Origin of the sequence: Candidatus Nitrosopumilus sp., from assembly GCF_965263415.1 — an archaeon.
Lineage (GTDB): Archaea > Thermoproteota > Nitrososphaeria > Nitrososphaerales > Nitrosopumilaceae > Nitrosopumilus.
The window spans coordinates 1,069,345-1,083,930 of record NZ_OZ253671.1; the positions used below are offsets into that span (position 1 = coordinate 1,069,345).

The window sequence follows — 14,586 nt, forward strand, 5'->3', positions numbered from 1 at the left end:
TTGTTAACTGTGTTGGTAGAAGTATCTTTTGAAGCAGTGGGATCTATAGCTACTGCAGCTGCTACTATTGTACTTGTTGTCTTGTTGTATAGAACAGTAAAACAGTTTGAAGCTACTGTAGAAGTAAGCAGAATACAAACAGAATATCGTTTTCGTCCTTGGATAGGTCATCTTGGGGCAATTAAAAAAATGGATGATTCAATAAATGGCGATTGCCAATTTTCAATATCTGTTAGAAATTTTGGAGAACTTCCAGCTTCTGGTGTTACTGCAAAATTTGCGTTGTTTTCAAAATTACCTTCAAAGGATGAATTAAAGACAACAGATATGTCAACATTTTCTTTAGGTCCAATGCTTCCAAGTATGGATAAGCAATACTGGTTTTTCATTCCAAGTGATAAATGGAAAAAAGCTGCAGACGGACAAGAAAAAATCTTTACTGCATTGTACTTTGATTATGCTGCATCTGGAAAGAAAAGTGGCTATGGTCTAATTAGTGAGTATAATGCTGATGCAAAAAACTTCATTCACAGAGAAATGTGGATTGATGATTCTAAATTATAGATAAACTACCATTCTATTCTGTATGTCTTTCCTTTTGGAATGTCTTCCATCGTCCATTTTATGATTTCATGAGCGCCTTCTGTGCTTATCTTTGGTTGAATTTTTGACGATGTTTTGGCCTCTGTCTCTTGGTTGATTTCTAATAATTCTGGCCGTTTGATTCCATTTCCCGTAGGATATTTGAATGACATGTTAAATTTCTGACAATCAATTAAAAATGCATTCTCAAAATATCTTTCAGGCTCTTCTACCTCGTATTGTAATGTGTATTTTTTACCCGTATCTTCTTTTGTAATTGGCTCACTAAATTCTGTCGTAAATTCTTTGACATCTGGTTTGTCAACGTTAATGCTTGTAATTGGACATTCTCTGTCTTTTTCATCATATACGTTAATGTTCATGTCGTTAATGTCTGGAATGTCTACATCTGTTGCAATTCCATGTAACACTGTCTTGATTGGGTCATTTGATGTGTTTACAACTTCGTATGTTCTTTTGTGTTGAACTATCATCTTTTCTGGATCTACTACTGATAATATCAAATCAATTGATGGATACAGTGTTGTTTTTTGTAACCGAAGTATCTCCTCTCCATATTTGCTGCGCATTGATGCTCCCTTTTCCGGATGTTTCTTATTCCCAAAACCCTCTCCATATGCTGAATAAAGTAACATTGTCATTCCATGTTTTAGTACTACGTCATGAACTGGTTTGATTACATCCCTATATTCGTCTGATAAAGAACGTAAATCTTCCGCCAGTGTTGGAGATAATAAAATATGTCCGTCATCCCCAAAATCCATAACTCTTCTTGCATATATGATGCCTGGACCCCAAGTATTTCTTTGACCCAACAAGTCATTTACAATAAAACAATTCCCACTGTGTAATCCAATTCTTACTCGTATGGTTTCACTTGGAATTTTTGCTTTGTTGTATGCTGCTAGTTTTTCATGTAATTCTATTGCTAATAGTAATGGTAATTCTGGTCCTTGTAGAAAACCAATACAACAACCATCTCCTGTTGGTAATAATAATAGCGATTCAATAGGAACGGATTGGAATGATTTGCATTCTGACATACATTTGTTTAGTGTCTCGATTTTTTTGATTTGAGTTTTAGTAGACATTGAAGTATCTGACAAACCAACAATATCTACAAAGAAAAAATTGGCATGGATTAGTTTCAATGAAGCTGTAAAATCCATAATAATTCAACATAAATCAAGCAAATAACATTTTTGATTTTGAATAACATATTATGATAATTATTTCTGAAGATGCTATTTCGAGAAGGTATTTGATACTATATTGACATTATTGGTTGGGAACCATGTTCTGATATGCCTGTTTTAATTCTGTCATCATACATGTGTTGTAAGGTGACTCTTCATTTTCTTTACAGTTTTGGTCCATTTGCATAAATGCTTCTGCTCTGCAACCTTGAGCAATAGATTCATCTTCATTATTTTCTGACAAACAATAAACAAAAATTTGCTCATTAAGCAATTTCATACATTCTTCACCTGTAGGGTGAAGTTGAGTCTCTACACTAGTCACACCATCACATGCTTTTGGTAATTCTGATGAATATGTAACTGGCTCATTTTTTTCAGACATTTCTACATCTGCCTCTATCATGTAATGTTCCAAGAATCCTCCTGCAAACAATAATCCTATGACTATGGCAATTTCAATGCCCGTTGGTTTTAGTAGTGTCTTTAGATCATTTCTTTTGATAATTCCTAAAATTAAGATAAAACTTCTGGATATGGCAATGGAATAGGCTACAATTTCCATGAATCCATATGGAGAATAATATAGAATAGAAAGTGCTGGAGTTTCAGCAAGCGCGAGTGATTGAACTGCCAAGTTTGCAAATGCAAATCCTGTTGACCAAGATGAAAGCAATCCCCATATTGCACCAATTCCTGGAATGAACATTGGAAGTGATATTGTTGTATTGTGAACAAACAATCCTATGGCATCAATGTCTCCAGTTATTACTTCAAATTCTTTCATGAATATTGCAACTTCTTCTCTTGTTGGTTCTGCCATTGAACCTATTTGAAAAATCAGAGAATACATTCCCATAAAAACAAAAAACCAAATTATTCTTTTCTTATACATGAGAGCTCTTGTGTGGATGGATATTTGAGGTTGTCTGTAGTCTTAAGTTTAATTTAATGACATTCATTTTGATTTTATGTATTTCTCATCAATTTTTTCTAAATATACTTCTTGAATCTGTGTGATTTCTCTTTGTGTGGTGTTTTTACAAATCATTTTGGCATATTGAATTAAATCAGGATTATCCTGCGTTTTTTCAAACTCTTCAATTTTTTTAAAAGACACTCTTTCAAATTCCATAATATCTCTGAGCTCTTTGCTTATCTCTTCGACTTTCATGTTTTTGTAATCTTTGGAATTTGCTTTTCGAAAACTAATCTCATCAATTAATTTTTGAATCTCATCTGGCTCATCCATATTGTTTGATGACTCTAGTTATACAAAAAAGTTAATCTTGATTTTCTTTTTTATGCTCTAAAACATGTTTCAAGCCATCTGTCATACTAAGTGAGTCTAAATCAATTTCACAATATGGGCATTTCAATTTTTAAGAATATTTTTTTACAATTGGTAAACAGGAATCAATGATTCTAAGCATCTCGGATCTGATTACTTTTTTATCAATTGAAATCCACACTCTTTCTTTCTTAATTGCAAATGATATGGTCTGAACTTTTTTTCGTTCTTCCCAGACAAATTCAATTTCACCCAGATTTTTATCAAAAAATCCCTCCAAATCTGTCTTTATGGCAATATGTGAGAACTGATACTGAGTGTTTTTCTCATTCAATAATGGCACTAAATCTGGTCTTCTTTTGTATGCCAGTAATTCCCCACTTTCGCCTATTACTCCTACAAATCTGATGTATGGGCTAATTGTTGCTATTGTATCACAAATCTCTCTGTACTCTTTTTCTTCCATTTATTGAAGTTCACAAAAGATGATATTTTAATGATTGTTACATTTTCTCATCTAGTTTTAATTAAATAATACATGAAAACAGTTTGAACAGTGGATTTTGTTGATCTTTTTCCATTTGCACCTGAAGTGGGATACCTCAGTTTAGCACTAGTCAATTTTTTTGGTTCACTTGTTCCCTTTGTTCCTTTGCCAGGATTTTTGTTATTAGCTACAATGTCTGTAGGTGATCAATTTGATCTACATGTATTGGCAATTTTGTCTGCCGTCACTGCCACTGTAGCAAAACAAATCATATTCTATGTGAGCTATGGTGGAAGAAAAATCATTAAAGAAGAAACTAGGAAAAGAATGAGGCCTTTTGAAAGATTAGTAAAACGATATGGCGCAGGTGCTGCATTTTTTGCTGCTGCAACTCCCATCCCTGATGATTTGGTTTACGTTCCATTAGGACTTGCAAAATATAATCCAAAACGATTCTTTATTGCAACATTAACTGGAAAGTTTGTTCTAAGTTATACCATTGTCTTTGTTTCTCATTATCTTGGACTATCTTTAGTTGAACCATTCCTTGAAAACATAGATGATGCTACACCTGTTTACATTGGAATTATTGTTTTTGGTGCTATGATGACTACAGTTGTGGTTTTACTTTTGAGGTTAGATTGGCAAAGAATTCTTGGTAAATTTGCTCCTTGGACTTTGGATGAAAACAATAAAGATTAGATATCTATTTTAAAATTCCATAACTTGTCTGTTGCCTCTTTAATTCCTATTCTAGGTGATGAAATGATTTTTTTTACTTTGATTCCTTCTGTGATGTATAATTTTGGATTTTTTGTCAAATCAACACCATAATGCTCTTTACTAATTTCTAATGCTTGGGTTAGTTTTGCAGGTCCATTTGTAAGATTTTTCAAATCTTTTCTGTTTCGATTCTCTTGCATTTTCTTTATTCCTTTTTCTGGCTCGATTGCTCGAATTAATACTGCACCAGCTGAAACTTTTGGATTTCTAGCTACTACGTTAAAACAGTAATACATTCCATATGTGAAATACACATAAGCAATTCCCACATCTCCAAACATTGCCTTGTTTCTATCTGTGATTTTTCTATGTGCGTGACTTGCAGGATCATCTTTGTGTCTGTAAGCTTCAGTCTCTGTAATGATTCCTGAAATCTCGCTTCTTCCTATTTTTCTAATAATTTTTTTTCCTAGCAAATTTTTTGCAACAATTACTGTGTCTTGGAGATAAAATTTTCTAGGAAGTGTATTCAATATCTATCGAAACTGTATTGTTATTTTTTAACTCTCTGATTAAATTAAAGAGTTTTACAATGTCTTCGTTTAATGTTGTGATTAATTCTTGATTGTATATTGTTGCAGCCGGATGAATTGTCAAAAAATACAACTGATTCTCTTTTCTCACTAATTTCCCTCTAAATTTTGTAATCTCTGAGCCGCCTAAAACTGAATTAAATGCCGTATTCCCTAAAACACAAATAATTTTTGGTTTAATTATTGAAATTTCATTTTTTAGATATTCTTTACAAGTATCCCTTTCCTTTGTGCTTGGTACTCTATTTTTTGGCGGTCTGCATTTTACAACATTAGTAATGTATACCTCCTCTCTAGAAACTCCTGCTCCTTCTAGTGCTGCAGAAAGTCTCTTTCCTGCTGCTCCTACAAATGGCTCTCCATTTTTGTCTTCATTTCTTCCAGGTGCTTCTCCTACAAATATCACATCTGATTGAAAATTACCTTTTCCTGGAACAGAATTTGTTCTTGTTTTACACAAATCACATTTTGTACATTCAATTACGTTTTGTTTTATTATCTCTAATTGATTCATCTAATTCACACTCTTTACTGTGGCAACTCCTCTAATTGAAGGCCCACCATTTCCCATAATCATTGATTGCATTGGATCTCCTTTTCCACAATTTGTAATTGGTCTTACTGTAAAGTCATTTCCACATGCATCAATTGACTGGAAAAACTCTGGTGCAGTTCCCATAACAATCACATCTCTAAGTAAATCCGTCACTTCCCCATTCTCAATTTTTTGTGCATACTGACAAGATATGCTCCAATTGTATCTCTTCATGTCAATTGATGGAATTTTCATGTTTGAAATCAAATATCCGTTTTTTACTTCTTTAATCATTTCATCGACTTTCCAATCTCCATTGTCAATACATGTGCATGCCATTCGAATTAATGGCATGAATCGATAATTTGTTGCTCTCATATTTCCTGTAGGTTCTTCATTGAAAATTTTTCCTGTTTCTCTATTTTGCATATGATTCTTCAAAACCCCTTCTTCTACTAGGGATGTCTTTTTTGTTTGAACTCCTTCATCGTCAAAAAAATACCATCCTAAACTTTCTTCAATAGTTGGATCATCAAAGACATTTAGATGCTCAGAGCCAATTTTTTCTCCAATTTTTCCCTTCCACCATGCTCCTCCTGCCCATGCCATTTCTTTTCCTAAAACTCTGTCTGCCTCTGATGGATGACCTAATATTTCGTGGGCAAGTAATGAAACAAAATCTGGATTCATAACTACTGTAGTTTTTTCTTCTTTTGCAGGTTTTGCTGACAATAATTCCGATGCTTTTTTTGAAATCTCTTGTGCACTGTTTTGAGCTTTATCTCCTTTAGTGATTTGCTCCATTCCTCCTCTCCCCCCTTCTGTAATGTTTACTGACTGAGTTACCCCTGATTCATGTGCAGTAGCAACCATGTCAATTACTACATCTGAAAAATTCTGTAAAATTTTTGAGCCTTCACTGTTTGCAAAATATTTTGAATTATTTGTGTACCATGGATTTACTACTGATTTGATAATTTTTGGGGTATCTGAAATAATTTTATTGCATGTTGTACCTACTTTGATTAATTCGTCCAAGTTTGGTTTTTGTATTATTTTGTAATCTATCGTTTTTGCTATGCTGGTATTTGGATAAAGGGAAAATGATTCTTTTTTGTTTTTTGCATAATGAGCTGAATTTCTGATGGCATTATCTATTGCATTTTTTATCTGATTTTTTGATTTTGGATTTGTAATTGAACTAAAACTCCATGTTCCATCTTTTACTAGTCTTATTCCTATTCCTGAGTCATTAACTGTTCTAACATGTTCTGTTTCCTTATTTTCAATTAACACTGATACTCTTTCTTGTTCTTCAGACCTTACATCGCAATATTGTACCCCTGAATTGCTTGCATACTTTATAGCATAATCTGTAAATTCTTCTAATTGGGTGTCCATATGCTATGAAACTTGGAGGTATTCCTAAATCTTCTGGTTTCTAACTGTTAGATATTGCAGGCATGGTAAAGTAATACTCATCTTCAAACTCATAGTCTGTCTTTCCAACTTTTCGCAAGAATTCAAAATACAGTGTGCAATTTGTGTAAAATTCTTTATTTTTTTCATGCGTATCCATGTTGTATTTTGTCAAATTAGCATTTTTTGAGAAGAGTGAGTGATTTTAGTTCTTGGAGCTTATTTTCTTTAAGCAGTATTATGTTGATTTCTTGAATAATGACTATCTTTTTGATATTTTGGATGCCATTTTTCATTTACGAAAAAACATTTTGATTTTTTACTACAAAAACCAATTTACGATGTTTCAGGAAACGATAATTAGTATACGCTTCAATGACTATCTGTAATATGTCCAAAATCGTAACTGACACTAGTGTTATAATTAACGGCCAACTGATATCCCAAATTGAAAAAGGCTCTGTTAAAAATTCTCAAATCATCATTCCTCAAGCAGTTTTAGATGAATTACAATCCCAAGCATCAAATAAAAAAGAACAGGGATTTGTGGGCCTAGAAAAAATTCGTAAATTAAAAGATCTATCTGGAAGTTTTGGTTTAGAGGTAATTCAACAAGGCTCACACCTATCTTCTGATGAAATTAAACTTGCAGGAGATGGAAGAATTGACGCATTAATTGCTGATATGGCAAAACAAAACGATGCCATCCTTTACACCTCTGATCATGTTCAGCATTTAGTTGCACAAGCTGAAGGAATTCAAACGGTATTTCTAAAAACAGAAATTCCTAAAGAGGATTTGGACTTTCTGAAATTCTTTGATGCTGAAACAATGAGTGTCCATCTCAAGGAAAATCAACCCCCTCTTGCCAAACGAGGTAAACCTGGTGCCTTTTTACTTACAAAAATTAACAATGATGTTCTTACTCGAGAGTATCTGGAGATGGTTTCATCTCAAATTTTAGATGTAGCAAACTCTAATGATTCTAGCACTATAGAAATATCCAAAACTGGTGCTTCAGTAGTACAACATGAGGATTACCGAATTGCAATCACTCATCCTCCATTCTCTGAATCTTTTGAGATAACAATTGTGCATCCAATTATACAAATGTCTCTTGAGGATTATGATGTCTCTGAAAAATTAATGGAACGATTTTCTGATAGAGCAGAGGGAATTGTAATTTCAGGTGCTCCTGGTTCTGGAAAAAGTACACTAGCTTCTGGTCTTGCAAATTTTTATCACAACCAGGGGAAAATTGTAAAAACATTTGAATCTCCTCGTGATTTGCAAGTTGACTCTGGTATCACTCAGTATAGTAAACTTGATGGAAGCTTTGATAATACTGCTGATATTCTGCTTTTAGTTCGTCCAGATTACACTGTATTTGATGAAGTAAGACGACGTGAAGACTTTAGAACTTTTGCTGATTTGAGATTGACCGGAGTTGGAATGGTAGGAGTTGTTCATGCAAACTCTCCCTTAGATGCAATTCAAAGATTTATTGGAAAAATTGAACTTGGGATAATTCCAAATGTTTTGGATACTGTAGTGTTTGTTAAAGATGGCCAAATCAAAAAAGTCTATGATTTAGAATTAAAAGTAAAGGTACCCTCTGGAATGACTGAATCTGATCTTGCCAGACCTGTCATTGAAATTCGAGATTTTACTGATAATACATTGGAGCATGAAATCTACACCTTTGGGGAAGAAAATGTGATAGTCCCTGTAGGAAAAAAGACCAAAGTAGGAATAGAAAAACTAGCTGAAGATAAAATCTGTGAGACGTTCAAAAAATATGATCCTAGAGCGCAGGTTGAAATTCTATCTGATAATCGTGTAAAAGTAATGGTTGATGAGCAATACATCCCATCTATCATTGGTAGAGGTGGCTCTAACATTAATGAAATTGAGAAATCATTGCAAGTACATGTTGATGTGGTCCAAAAAGATTCTGAACATTATGATTTAGATTCAAATGATTTGCCTTTTACTTTTTCAGAATCAAAAACAGCTTTGATTCTTACTGTTAGCAAAGAGTATACTTCAATGCATGCAGATATTTACGTTCATGATGAATACATTACATCAACTAGGATTGGTAAAAAGGGACAAATCAAAATCCCAAAACGTTCTGATGTTGCAAGAAATTTAATGAAACTTGCTTCATCCCAAAATGACATCCAACTATTTCTCAAAGATTTTTAAAATTTTCAATAATCTTTGGGTTTGCTTTTAAAAATGTGATGAATTTTCTTAGTTGTTTGATTGTCTTTGGATTTAGATGATGTTCTATTCCTTCTGTATCTTGATTTGCAGTATCGTATCCTATTCCTAGAATCTCAAAAAACTCTAACAAAATTCCATGTTTTTGTCTTATTCCTTCAGCTACATCTGCACCTTTCTTTGTTAAATTAATTCCATGATATTTTTCATATTCTAGATATCCTCCTTCATCCAATCTTTGTAACATTTTGGTGACACTAGGTGCACTCACATTCATGTATCTTGAAATATCTAAAGTCGTTGCATATCCTTTTAGTTCAACTAATTCTGAAATTATTTCCAAATAATCTTCCATTCTGGTACTAGAACGTGTTCTTTCTGATTGATGGGCTGCTTTGATGGAATCTAACCTCTTGGAATTTTTGCCTTTCATGTAATCTTTGTATCTAAATTCTATCTACTATAATTGAGTGTCTTTTCAGATATTTTTGGTTACTCTTTGTTGACTCAGAAGTAACCGTTGTTGATCTTTGAATCTTAACTATTTTTTCCAATATTTGATGTAGGAATGACTGATCCTCTAAAGGAACGATTAGAAAAATTACGCAAAATCTCTGAATCTGCAAAAAGAAGAGCAAGTTTGTACTCTGATGTTGCAAAAATGGATGATAGTCACACTGCTCGTTCATTAGGTGCCCTTCAGAAAGCTCCCGCTCCTGGCAAAAAACTCCAAAAAATAGGCTTTTTGATGTTATGGATTCCAGAACCCACAGGTGTAACTTGTGCCGTTGGTGGTCCTATGATAGTTGCAGGAAGATACTTGGAGAAAAAATACAACAGTGCTACAATTCACGATATTGGAAATCAAACAAAAAACACCATTTCCTCAATTAGTGATTTTAAAACATCTGTAATGAATCGCTAGATTATGTCTTTAGATAAGAATATCTTTTCCTGAATTAACTAATGGTTTTTTTGGGACATCAAATATCTCAAATGATTCTAAATACTTCAAATGTTTTGAAATTGATTTCTCATCTAATGTGATTAGTATTCTATCATTATGTTGAATTTCATACTGTGAAATGTCTGATGGGAATTTTTTTCCATTAAGATACACTTGGACTGTTTTTTTGTTTTCTGCACAAAACTCATTGGCGTCTTTAGAAAAATCATATTCTACAAAAATACACTCTTGTGTTATATCTAATCCGATTGACACAAAGAGCATTTCTAATGGTACTCCTGTTGCATGTTTGTGAATCAAATATGGATTATGATCCTCAAAATGAATGTATTTACTAGATAATTGGAATTGCGGTAATCCAAAATTCAGCTGCTCTCCATCTAGAACAACAAGTATTGCTGCATGTGCATGATCACTTCCATACTTTCCAACATTGTACTGCTCTGCCAAAATTTGCTCAGGACTGATGTTTAATGTATTTTGGACAATTTGTGAATCAATTTCATTTTGATTCAAAAAATAATATGAAATGAATCCTGTTGATATGATTGCAAAAGCAATTACTCCTATTGCAAGACTCTTACTATTTGATCTTGGTGTATTTTCATAAGGAACAATTGGTTGTTCATGTGTAAAATTACTTTCTTCATAACGACCAGGTAAACTGTAATCTGAGTCACTATCTTTTGGTAATATTTTATCCTCAGACAATTACTTGTAATTACTGATTGTTTGTATAAATGTCCTCGACTCCAAAAATAATTAACGTATTTTAAAAGCCATGTCTAAATTGAAATGTGACTACTAGGGCTCAGGCACTAATTCCAATCACAATTGCCGCTGTTATTATTGGAGTTGTGGGCTTGATGTCTATTCCTCAGGAAAGTAAGTTGGAATCTGTTGAATTTCCTAGAGGAACGGTTTTGGTTGATGATGTCCCGCTTGAGGTCCAAATAGCTGATACTGAACCTAGAAGAGTGCGTGGATTGATGTTTCAAGATCAATTACCATATGATCAAGGTATGATCTTTGTCTTTAATGAATCTGGGCTATATTCTCTATGGATGCTTAACATGCAATTTTCACTTGATATGATGTGGTTTGATGAAAATGGAAAAATGGTCCACATGGAACAAGATGTACCTCCATGTAAAGCTGCACTAGAAATTGCTACATGTCAAAGTGTAGTTCCTGAAAATGATGCAATCTATATTCTTGAAGTGACTGCTGGATTTATAGATCAAAACAACATTACAAAAGATTCTATTTTAACTATCATCTCAATTTAGGATTGCAAAACCTTATCTTTGAATGCTATAGTTGTTGTTTGTGAATAAATTAATTATAATTCCAATCGTTCTTGGTATTGCAGCTGTTGCATCATACGCAATGTTAATTCCTGAAGAGACTGGTGAATCATTTACAACCCCAATTTATAATTCTGGCTTTACTTATTATGATATTGAAGATATACAAACATCTCTGAAAGAACATGACATTTTTGTTTCATCTCCTACTGCAATAACTGATCACACCATTAGTCAATACTGTGCATTTTTTGAAAAAGGCCTTCCAAAAAATGTAGAATATTGTACAACCACTGCTGTTTTGGATTCTAACGGTGACACAATTGGAAATATCAACATTGGTGGAAGTACTGCATCACCAATTTTAGCAATTGCTAATATTGAAACTGATACATTGGAATCTGATAAAGAAATTACATATGCGATATTTGAGACTGTAATTCAAACGCTTGTTTGTGATTGCTGGGAAGAAGAATCTGCTGATTTTGAATCTATTCCTGAATGGCTAGATGCTGTACATGCTTTCTATTATGACTCAGATGAGCGTAATATAAAATCAAAAATTGATAATTTGGCTGACACTGAAATTCTCTTGGAGATTACCTCAAAAGATGATTCTGTGTTACGGACATTAATTATTACAAAACACGTCTAATTATATACAACAAAATTCTTTGATTGGCGATTACGATGATTGATCAATTATGGCTTATTCCTTTAGGATTTGCAGCAGGTGTATTGGGCTCTATGATTGGATTAGGAGGTGGTGTTATTGTAGTTCCAGTTTTAACTTTCCTTGGGTTTTCTCCAACTGCCGCTGCAAGTAATAGTCTTTTTGCAGCTCTTAGCAATGCTGTTGCATCTACCATATCTTATTCTAAACAAAAACGAATTGAATATTCTTTAGGGTTAAAACTTGGATTGTTATCTATTCCTGGAACTGTATTGGGTGCAATTGTTTCTAGTGATGTAGGTTCTGATATTTTTAAGATATTGTTTGGATTTGTGTTGATTGCATCAGCTGCTTATATTTTTTTGAGAAAAAAAATCGAAACAAAAGAAAAAAAAATTTCTTTACAAATGATGATTTTTGCAATAGGTGCTAGTTTCTTTGCAGGAATCATATCTTCTTTCTTTGGAATAGGTGGAGGAATTGTGTTTGTTCCATTAATGGTAGTTGGAATGGGTATGGCAATGAAAAAAGCTGCACCCACCTCTCAAATGATATTGTTATTTGCTTCTTCATCAGGAGTAATTACTCATAGCTTATTGGGACATCCTGATTTTATTCAATCTGGATTTCTTGCAATTGGTTCTTTTGTTGGTGGATTAGTTGGAGCAAGATTGTCTATTGATATCAAAGAAAGGTATCTTCAGATTTTGGTATCTGTCGTTATTTTGATTGCTGCAGGAAAATTATTCTTTGATTCTTTAACTGGTAACTCAACATCTTTGGGATTTTAGCCTCAAAATTCTTTTTGTGCTTTTATAGAAATTTTGTAATGTACATTGTTCATCAGGTCTTATGATCTGAGGGCGGGGGAGACTAGTCGGCTCCTCTGTATTTTACCTACTAAAATAGCCCCACGTTCTATACTTTGTATGAAATTAGACATTTCTGACGTAGAATCGTCTGCTTATCAGAATTTTTTAGATTATATCAGAAATGAAAAAACTCGCAAAAAATACACAAATGATCTACAAAAGTTCCTTGATTTGATTCCTGACAAGATTTTTGAAGAAAAGAAAATTGATACAACTGACAAAACAGAAGCATTTGTTACTCTAGTTAGAGATGATGTCAAACTAGGTAAGTCAATTATCAATGCATATGTTAGAGAACTAAAAAAGAAAGTAGAAAATGAAATTATTTCTCCTGCAAGAGTTCTGAATCTAATCAAACCAATCAAGGCATTGTTTGTTGCAAATGATATTGATTTTTCATGGAAGATGATTGGAAAATCAATTCCAAAACCGGGAAAATCAAAAGATATGGCATATTCTAGGGAACAACTTCAGATGTTAATGGCAAATGCCACAAACCTTGTTGATAAAGTGATGATAACTTTGTGTTCTTCTGCAGGATTTAGGATTGAAGCGTGGGACTATTTTACATGGGAGGATGTTGTGTTTTTCTACAATGATGATAACTCTTTGAAAGGTGGTGCATTGCGAATCTATCACGGTGATGCTGAAGAATATTGGATTCATTTTACCCCTGAAGCTGGAAAGTACTTGTTATTGTACAAAGAATCTTGGAAATCCAGATTCATGAGATATCCAAAGGATTCTGATCCTCTTGTAGTTTCGGTTAGGATTCATGATCCTAAACGACTAGGTAAAAGAGGCATGGAATCTAGAATGAATGAACTTGCAAAAAAATCCGGATTGAGACCTCCTTTAGAGCCAGGAAAAAGGCGTCATAAAGTCATGCTTGATCATGGATTACGAAAATACTTTAACACAATGATGAGGCGTGCCAAGGTAAACTATCTGGACAAAGAGGATATGATGGGACACAAAGTAGGTTTGGAATCTCACTATGAACGATATCAAGAAGAAGATTTTGAAAGATTTACCGAATACCAAAAGGCAATTCCTTTATTGACTATTTCTGATGAGGAAAAAATCCGTGTAGAGCATGAGAAATTAAAACATGAAAATAATGAGAAAGAACAACTTGAAGAAAAAATCAAGATGCTTGAGCAAAAACAAGTTAAACTTGAAAACGACAACAATGGTTATGATGATTTAAAATCCATTGTTGACGAATATCTAAAAGAATACTTTGAAAATATTTTTGATAAAATAGAGTATACGAAAAAGAAACCAAAGAATAGGTCACAAGCCAAAAATAATTTATAAAAAATTTAATTTATAAATTATTTTGAATTATTTATAAAATTCTTTATCTAAATTTTTCTAAGATGAATCTTCATAGGTACAAAGTTGTTTTATCTTTTCCATGATACACTATCAATGGACATCTTTTCTATCCATCGATCAATGAAAAATGATAAAGAAATTGGATTCCATCGATGAAATGGTATCAATGAGATGAAATCCCATCTTTTATGGTATCGATAAACAAAAGATGAATCAAAGTTACTCCATAGGTGAAACAATGAATATAAACAAAAGCCCATGTTTTGCATCTGAAAAATAATTTATAAATTATTTTTATTTATAAAAAAATTCTCACTCCATGTTTTTGTAAGATTCTTCAAGGATGAAAAATT

At 33.1% G+C, this 14,586-nt stretch carries 18 protein-coding genes; 8 read left to right on the forward strand and 10 right to left on the reverse strand.

The features are described from left to right. Positions 1–9 precede the first annotated feature (9 nt). Complete coding sequence (locus ACQY22_RS06765) at positions 10–564, forward strand: hypothetical protein (protein WP_428323937.1); 555 nt, start codon at positions 10–12, stop codon at positions 562–564. A 5-nt stretch (positions 565–569) separates the two neighbouring features. Here the strand turns inward: ACQY22_RS06765 and ACQY22_RS06770 are convergent, their stop codons facing one another. The 4 genes from ACQY22_RS06770 to ACQY22_RS06785 all read right to left on the reverse strand — a co-directional run bounded on the left by ACQY22_RS06770 (position 570) and on the right by ACQY22_RS06785 (position 3,556). Further along, positions 570–1,772 (reverse strand): hypothetical protein, encoded by a 1,203-nt coding sequence (locus tag ACQY22_RS06770; RefSeq protein WP_428323938.1) that lies wholly within the window; start codon positions 1,770–1,772, stop codon positions 570–572. Positions 1,773–1,881: 109 nt separating this feature from the next. Further along, a complete protein-coding gene (locus tag ACQY22_RS06775; RefSeq protein WP_428323939.1) occupies positions 1,882–2,694 on the reverse strand; it encodes a hypothetical protein in 813 nt (270 codons plus the stop codon). 63 nt (positions 2,695–2,757) lie between these two features. Further along, positions 2,758–3,051 (reverse strand): hypothetical protein, encoded by a 294-nt coding sequence (locus tag ACQY22_RS06780; RefSeq protein ID WP_428323940.1) that lies wholly within the window; start codon positions 3,049–3,051, stop codon positions 2,758–2,760. Positions 3,052–3,181: 130 nt separating this feature from the next. Then, a complete protein-coding gene (locus tag ACQY22_RS06785) occupies positions 3,182–3,556 on the reverse strand; it encodes a DUF6659 family protein (RefSeq protein WP_428323941.1) in 375 nt (124 codons plus the stop codon). A gap of 90 nt (positions 3,557–3,646) precedes the next feature. Here ACQY22_RS06785 and ACQY22_RS06790 point away from each other — a divergent pair, with 90 nt between their 5' ends. Continuing rightward, positions 3,647–4,279 carry a VTT domain-containing protein gene (locus tag ACQY22_RS06790; protein WP_428323942.1) on the forward strand — a complete coding sequence of 211 codons (633 nt, stop codon included), beginning with the start codon at positions 3,647–3,649 and terminating at the stop codon, positions 4,277–4,279. Here the strand turns inward: ACQY22_RS06790 and ACQY22_RS06795 are convergent. Genes ACQY22_RS06795 through ACQY22_RS06810 form a run of 4 tightly spaced genes read right to left on the reverse strand, consistent with a single transcriptional unit; the run spans position 4,276 to position 7,007 of the window. Then, on the reverse strand, positions 4,276–4,833 hold the full coding sequence (locus tag ACQY22_RS06795) for a DNA-3-methyladenine glycosylase (protein WP_428323943.1): 558 nt from the start codon (positions 4,831–4,833) through the stop codon (positions 4,276–4,278). The genes ACQY22_RS06790 and ACQY22_RS06795 overlap by 4 nt on opposite strands. After that, positions 4,817–5,407, reverse strand: a complete 591-nt coding sequence (locus ACQY22_RS06800; RefSeq protein WP_428323944.1) for a uracil-DNA glycosylase — start codon at positions 5,405–5,407, stop codon at positions 4,817–4,819. Before ACQY22_RS06800 ends, ACQY22_RS06795 begins: the two co-directional genes overlap by 17 nt. Continuing rightward, positions 5,408–6,829 (reverse strand): TldD/PmbA family protein, encoded by a 1,422-nt coding sequence (locus tag ACQY22_RS06805; RefSeq protein WP_428323945.1) that lies wholly within the window; start codon positions 6,827–6,829, stop codon positions 5,408–5,410. 40 nt (positions 6,830–6,869) lie between these two features. After that, positions 6,870–7,007 (reverse strand): hypothetical protein, encoded by a 138-nt coding sequence (locus tag ACQY22_RS06810; RefSeq protein WP_428323946.1) that lies wholly within the window; start codon positions 7,005–7,007, stop codon positions 6,870–6,872. 230 nt (positions 7,008–7,237) lie between these two features. Here ACQY22_RS06810 and ACQY22_RS06815 point away from each other — a divergent pair, with 230 nt between their 5' ends. Beyond that, positions 7,238–9,055, forward strand: coding sequence for a PINc/VapC family ATPase (locus ACQY22_RS06815; RefSeq protein ID WP_428323947.1), 1,818 nt, complete (start codon positions 7,238–7,240; stop codon positions 9,053–9,055). Here ACQY22_RS06815 and ACQY22_RS06820 read toward each other — a convergent pair. Then, positions 9,042–9,506 carry a metal-dependent transcriptional regulator gene (locus tag ACQY22_RS06820; RefSeq protein ID WP_428323948.1) on the reverse strand — a complete coding sequence of 155 codons (465 nt, stop codon included), beginning with the start codon at positions 9,504–9,506 and terminating at the stop codon, positions 9,042–9,044. The two genes, ACQY22_RS06815 and ACQY22_RS06820, sit on opposite strands and share 14 nt — an antisense overlap. A gap of 135 nt (positions 9,507–9,641) precedes the next feature. Here ACQY22_RS06820 and ACQY22_RS06825 point away from each other — a divergent pair, with 135 nt between their 5' ends. Then, entirely contained in the window at positions 9,642–9,998 is a 357-nt protein-coding gene (locus ACQY22_RS06825; protein ID WP_428323949.1) for a hypothetical protein, read from the forward strand. Positions 9,999–10,007: 9 nt separating this feature from the next. Here ACQY22_RS06825 and ACQY22_RS06830 read toward each other — a convergent pair whose 3' ends face one another. Then, positions 10,008–10,751 (reverse strand): hypothetical protein, encoded by a 744-nt coding sequence (locus ACQY22_RS06830; protein ID WP_428323950.1) that lies wholly within the window; start codon positions 10,749–10,751, stop codon positions 10,008–10,010. An 86-nt stretch (positions 10,752–10,837) separates the two neighbouring features. On the opposite strand from ACQY22_RS06830, the gene ACQY22_RS06835 reads away from it, so the two are divergent. The 4 genes from ACQY22_RS06835 (at position 10,838) to ACQY22_RS06850 (ending at position 14,212) form a co-directional block, all read left to right on the forward strand. Continuing rightward, positions 10,838–11,329, forward strand: a complete 492-nt coding sequence (locus tag ACQY22_RS06835) for a DUF192 domain-containing protein (protein WP_428323951.1) — start codon at positions 10,838–10,840, stop codon at positions 11,327–11,329. A gap of 40 nt (positions 11,330–11,369) precedes the next feature. Then, a complete protein-coding gene (locus ACQY22_RS06840; RefSeq protein ID WP_428323952.1) occupies positions 11,370–12,002 on the forward strand; it encodes a hypothetical protein in 633 nt (210 codons plus the stop codon). Positions 12,003–12,037: 35 nt separating this feature from the next. Beyond that, complete coding sequence (locus tag ACQY22_RS06845) at positions 12,038–12,811, forward strand: sulfite exporter TauE/SafE family protein (RefSeq protein WP_428323953.1); 774 nt, start codon at positions 12,038–12,040, stop codon at positions 12,809–12,811. 138 nt (positions 12,812–12,949) lie between these two features. Next, complete coding sequence (locus ACQY22_RS06850; protein WP_428323954.1) at positions 12,950–14,212, forward strand: tyrosine-type recombinase/integrase; 1,263 nt, start codon at positions 12,950–12,952, stop codon at positions 14,210–14,212. Positions 14,213–14,586 lie beyond the last annotated feature (374 nt).

Bases quoted from the DNA above. Each gene is read 5' to 3' on its own strand.
- ACQY22_RS06810 (WP_428323946.1), bottom strand. From the start codon at position 7,007: ATGGATACGCATGAAAAAAATAAAGAATTTTACACAAATTGCACACTG.
- ACQY22_RS06780 (WP_428323940.1), bottom strand. From the start codon at position 3,051: ATGGATGAGCCAGATGAGATTCAAAAATTAATTGATGAGATTAGTTTT.
- ACQY22_RS06775 (WP_428323939.1), bottom strand. From the start codon at position 2,694: ATGTATAAGAAAAGAATAATTTGGTTTTTTGTTTTTATGGGAATGTAT.
- ACQY22_RS06820 (WP_428323948.1), bottom strand. From the start codon at position 9,506: ATGAAAGGCAAAAATTCCAAGAGGTTAGATTCCATCAAAGCAGCCCAT.
- ACQY22_RS06845 (WP_428323953.1), top strand. From the start codon at position 12,038: ATGATTGATCAATTATGGCTTATTCCTTTAGGATTTGCAGCAGGTGTA.
- ACQY22_RS06770 (WP_428323938.1), bottom strand. From the start codon at position 1,772: ATGGATTTTACAGCTTCATTGAAACTAATCCATGCCAATTTTTTCTTT.
- ACQY22_RS06800 (WP_428323944.1), bottom strand. From the start codon at position 5,407: ATGAATCAATTAGAGATAATAAAACAAAACGTAATTGAATGTACAAAA.
- ACQY22_RS06825 (WP_428323949.1), top strand. From the start codon at position 9,642: ATGACTGATCCTCTAAAGGAACGATTAGAAAAATTACGCAAAATCTCT.
- ACQY22_RS06805 (WP_428323945.1), bottom strand. From the start codon at position 6,829: ATGGACACCCAATTAGAAGAATTTACAGATTATGCTATAAAGTATGCA.
- ACQY22_RS06850 (WP_428323954.1), top strand. From the start codon at position 12,950: ATGAAATTAGACATTTCTGACGTAGAATCGTCTGCTTATCAGAATTTT.
- ACQY22_RS06815 (WP_428323947.1), top strand. From the start codon at position 7,238: ATGTCCAAAATCGTAACTGACACTAGTGTTATAATTAACGGCCAACTG.
- ACQY22_RS06785 (WP_428323941.1), bottom strand. From the start codon at position 3,556: ATGGAAGAAAAAGAGTACAGAGAGATTTGTGATACAATAGCAACAATT.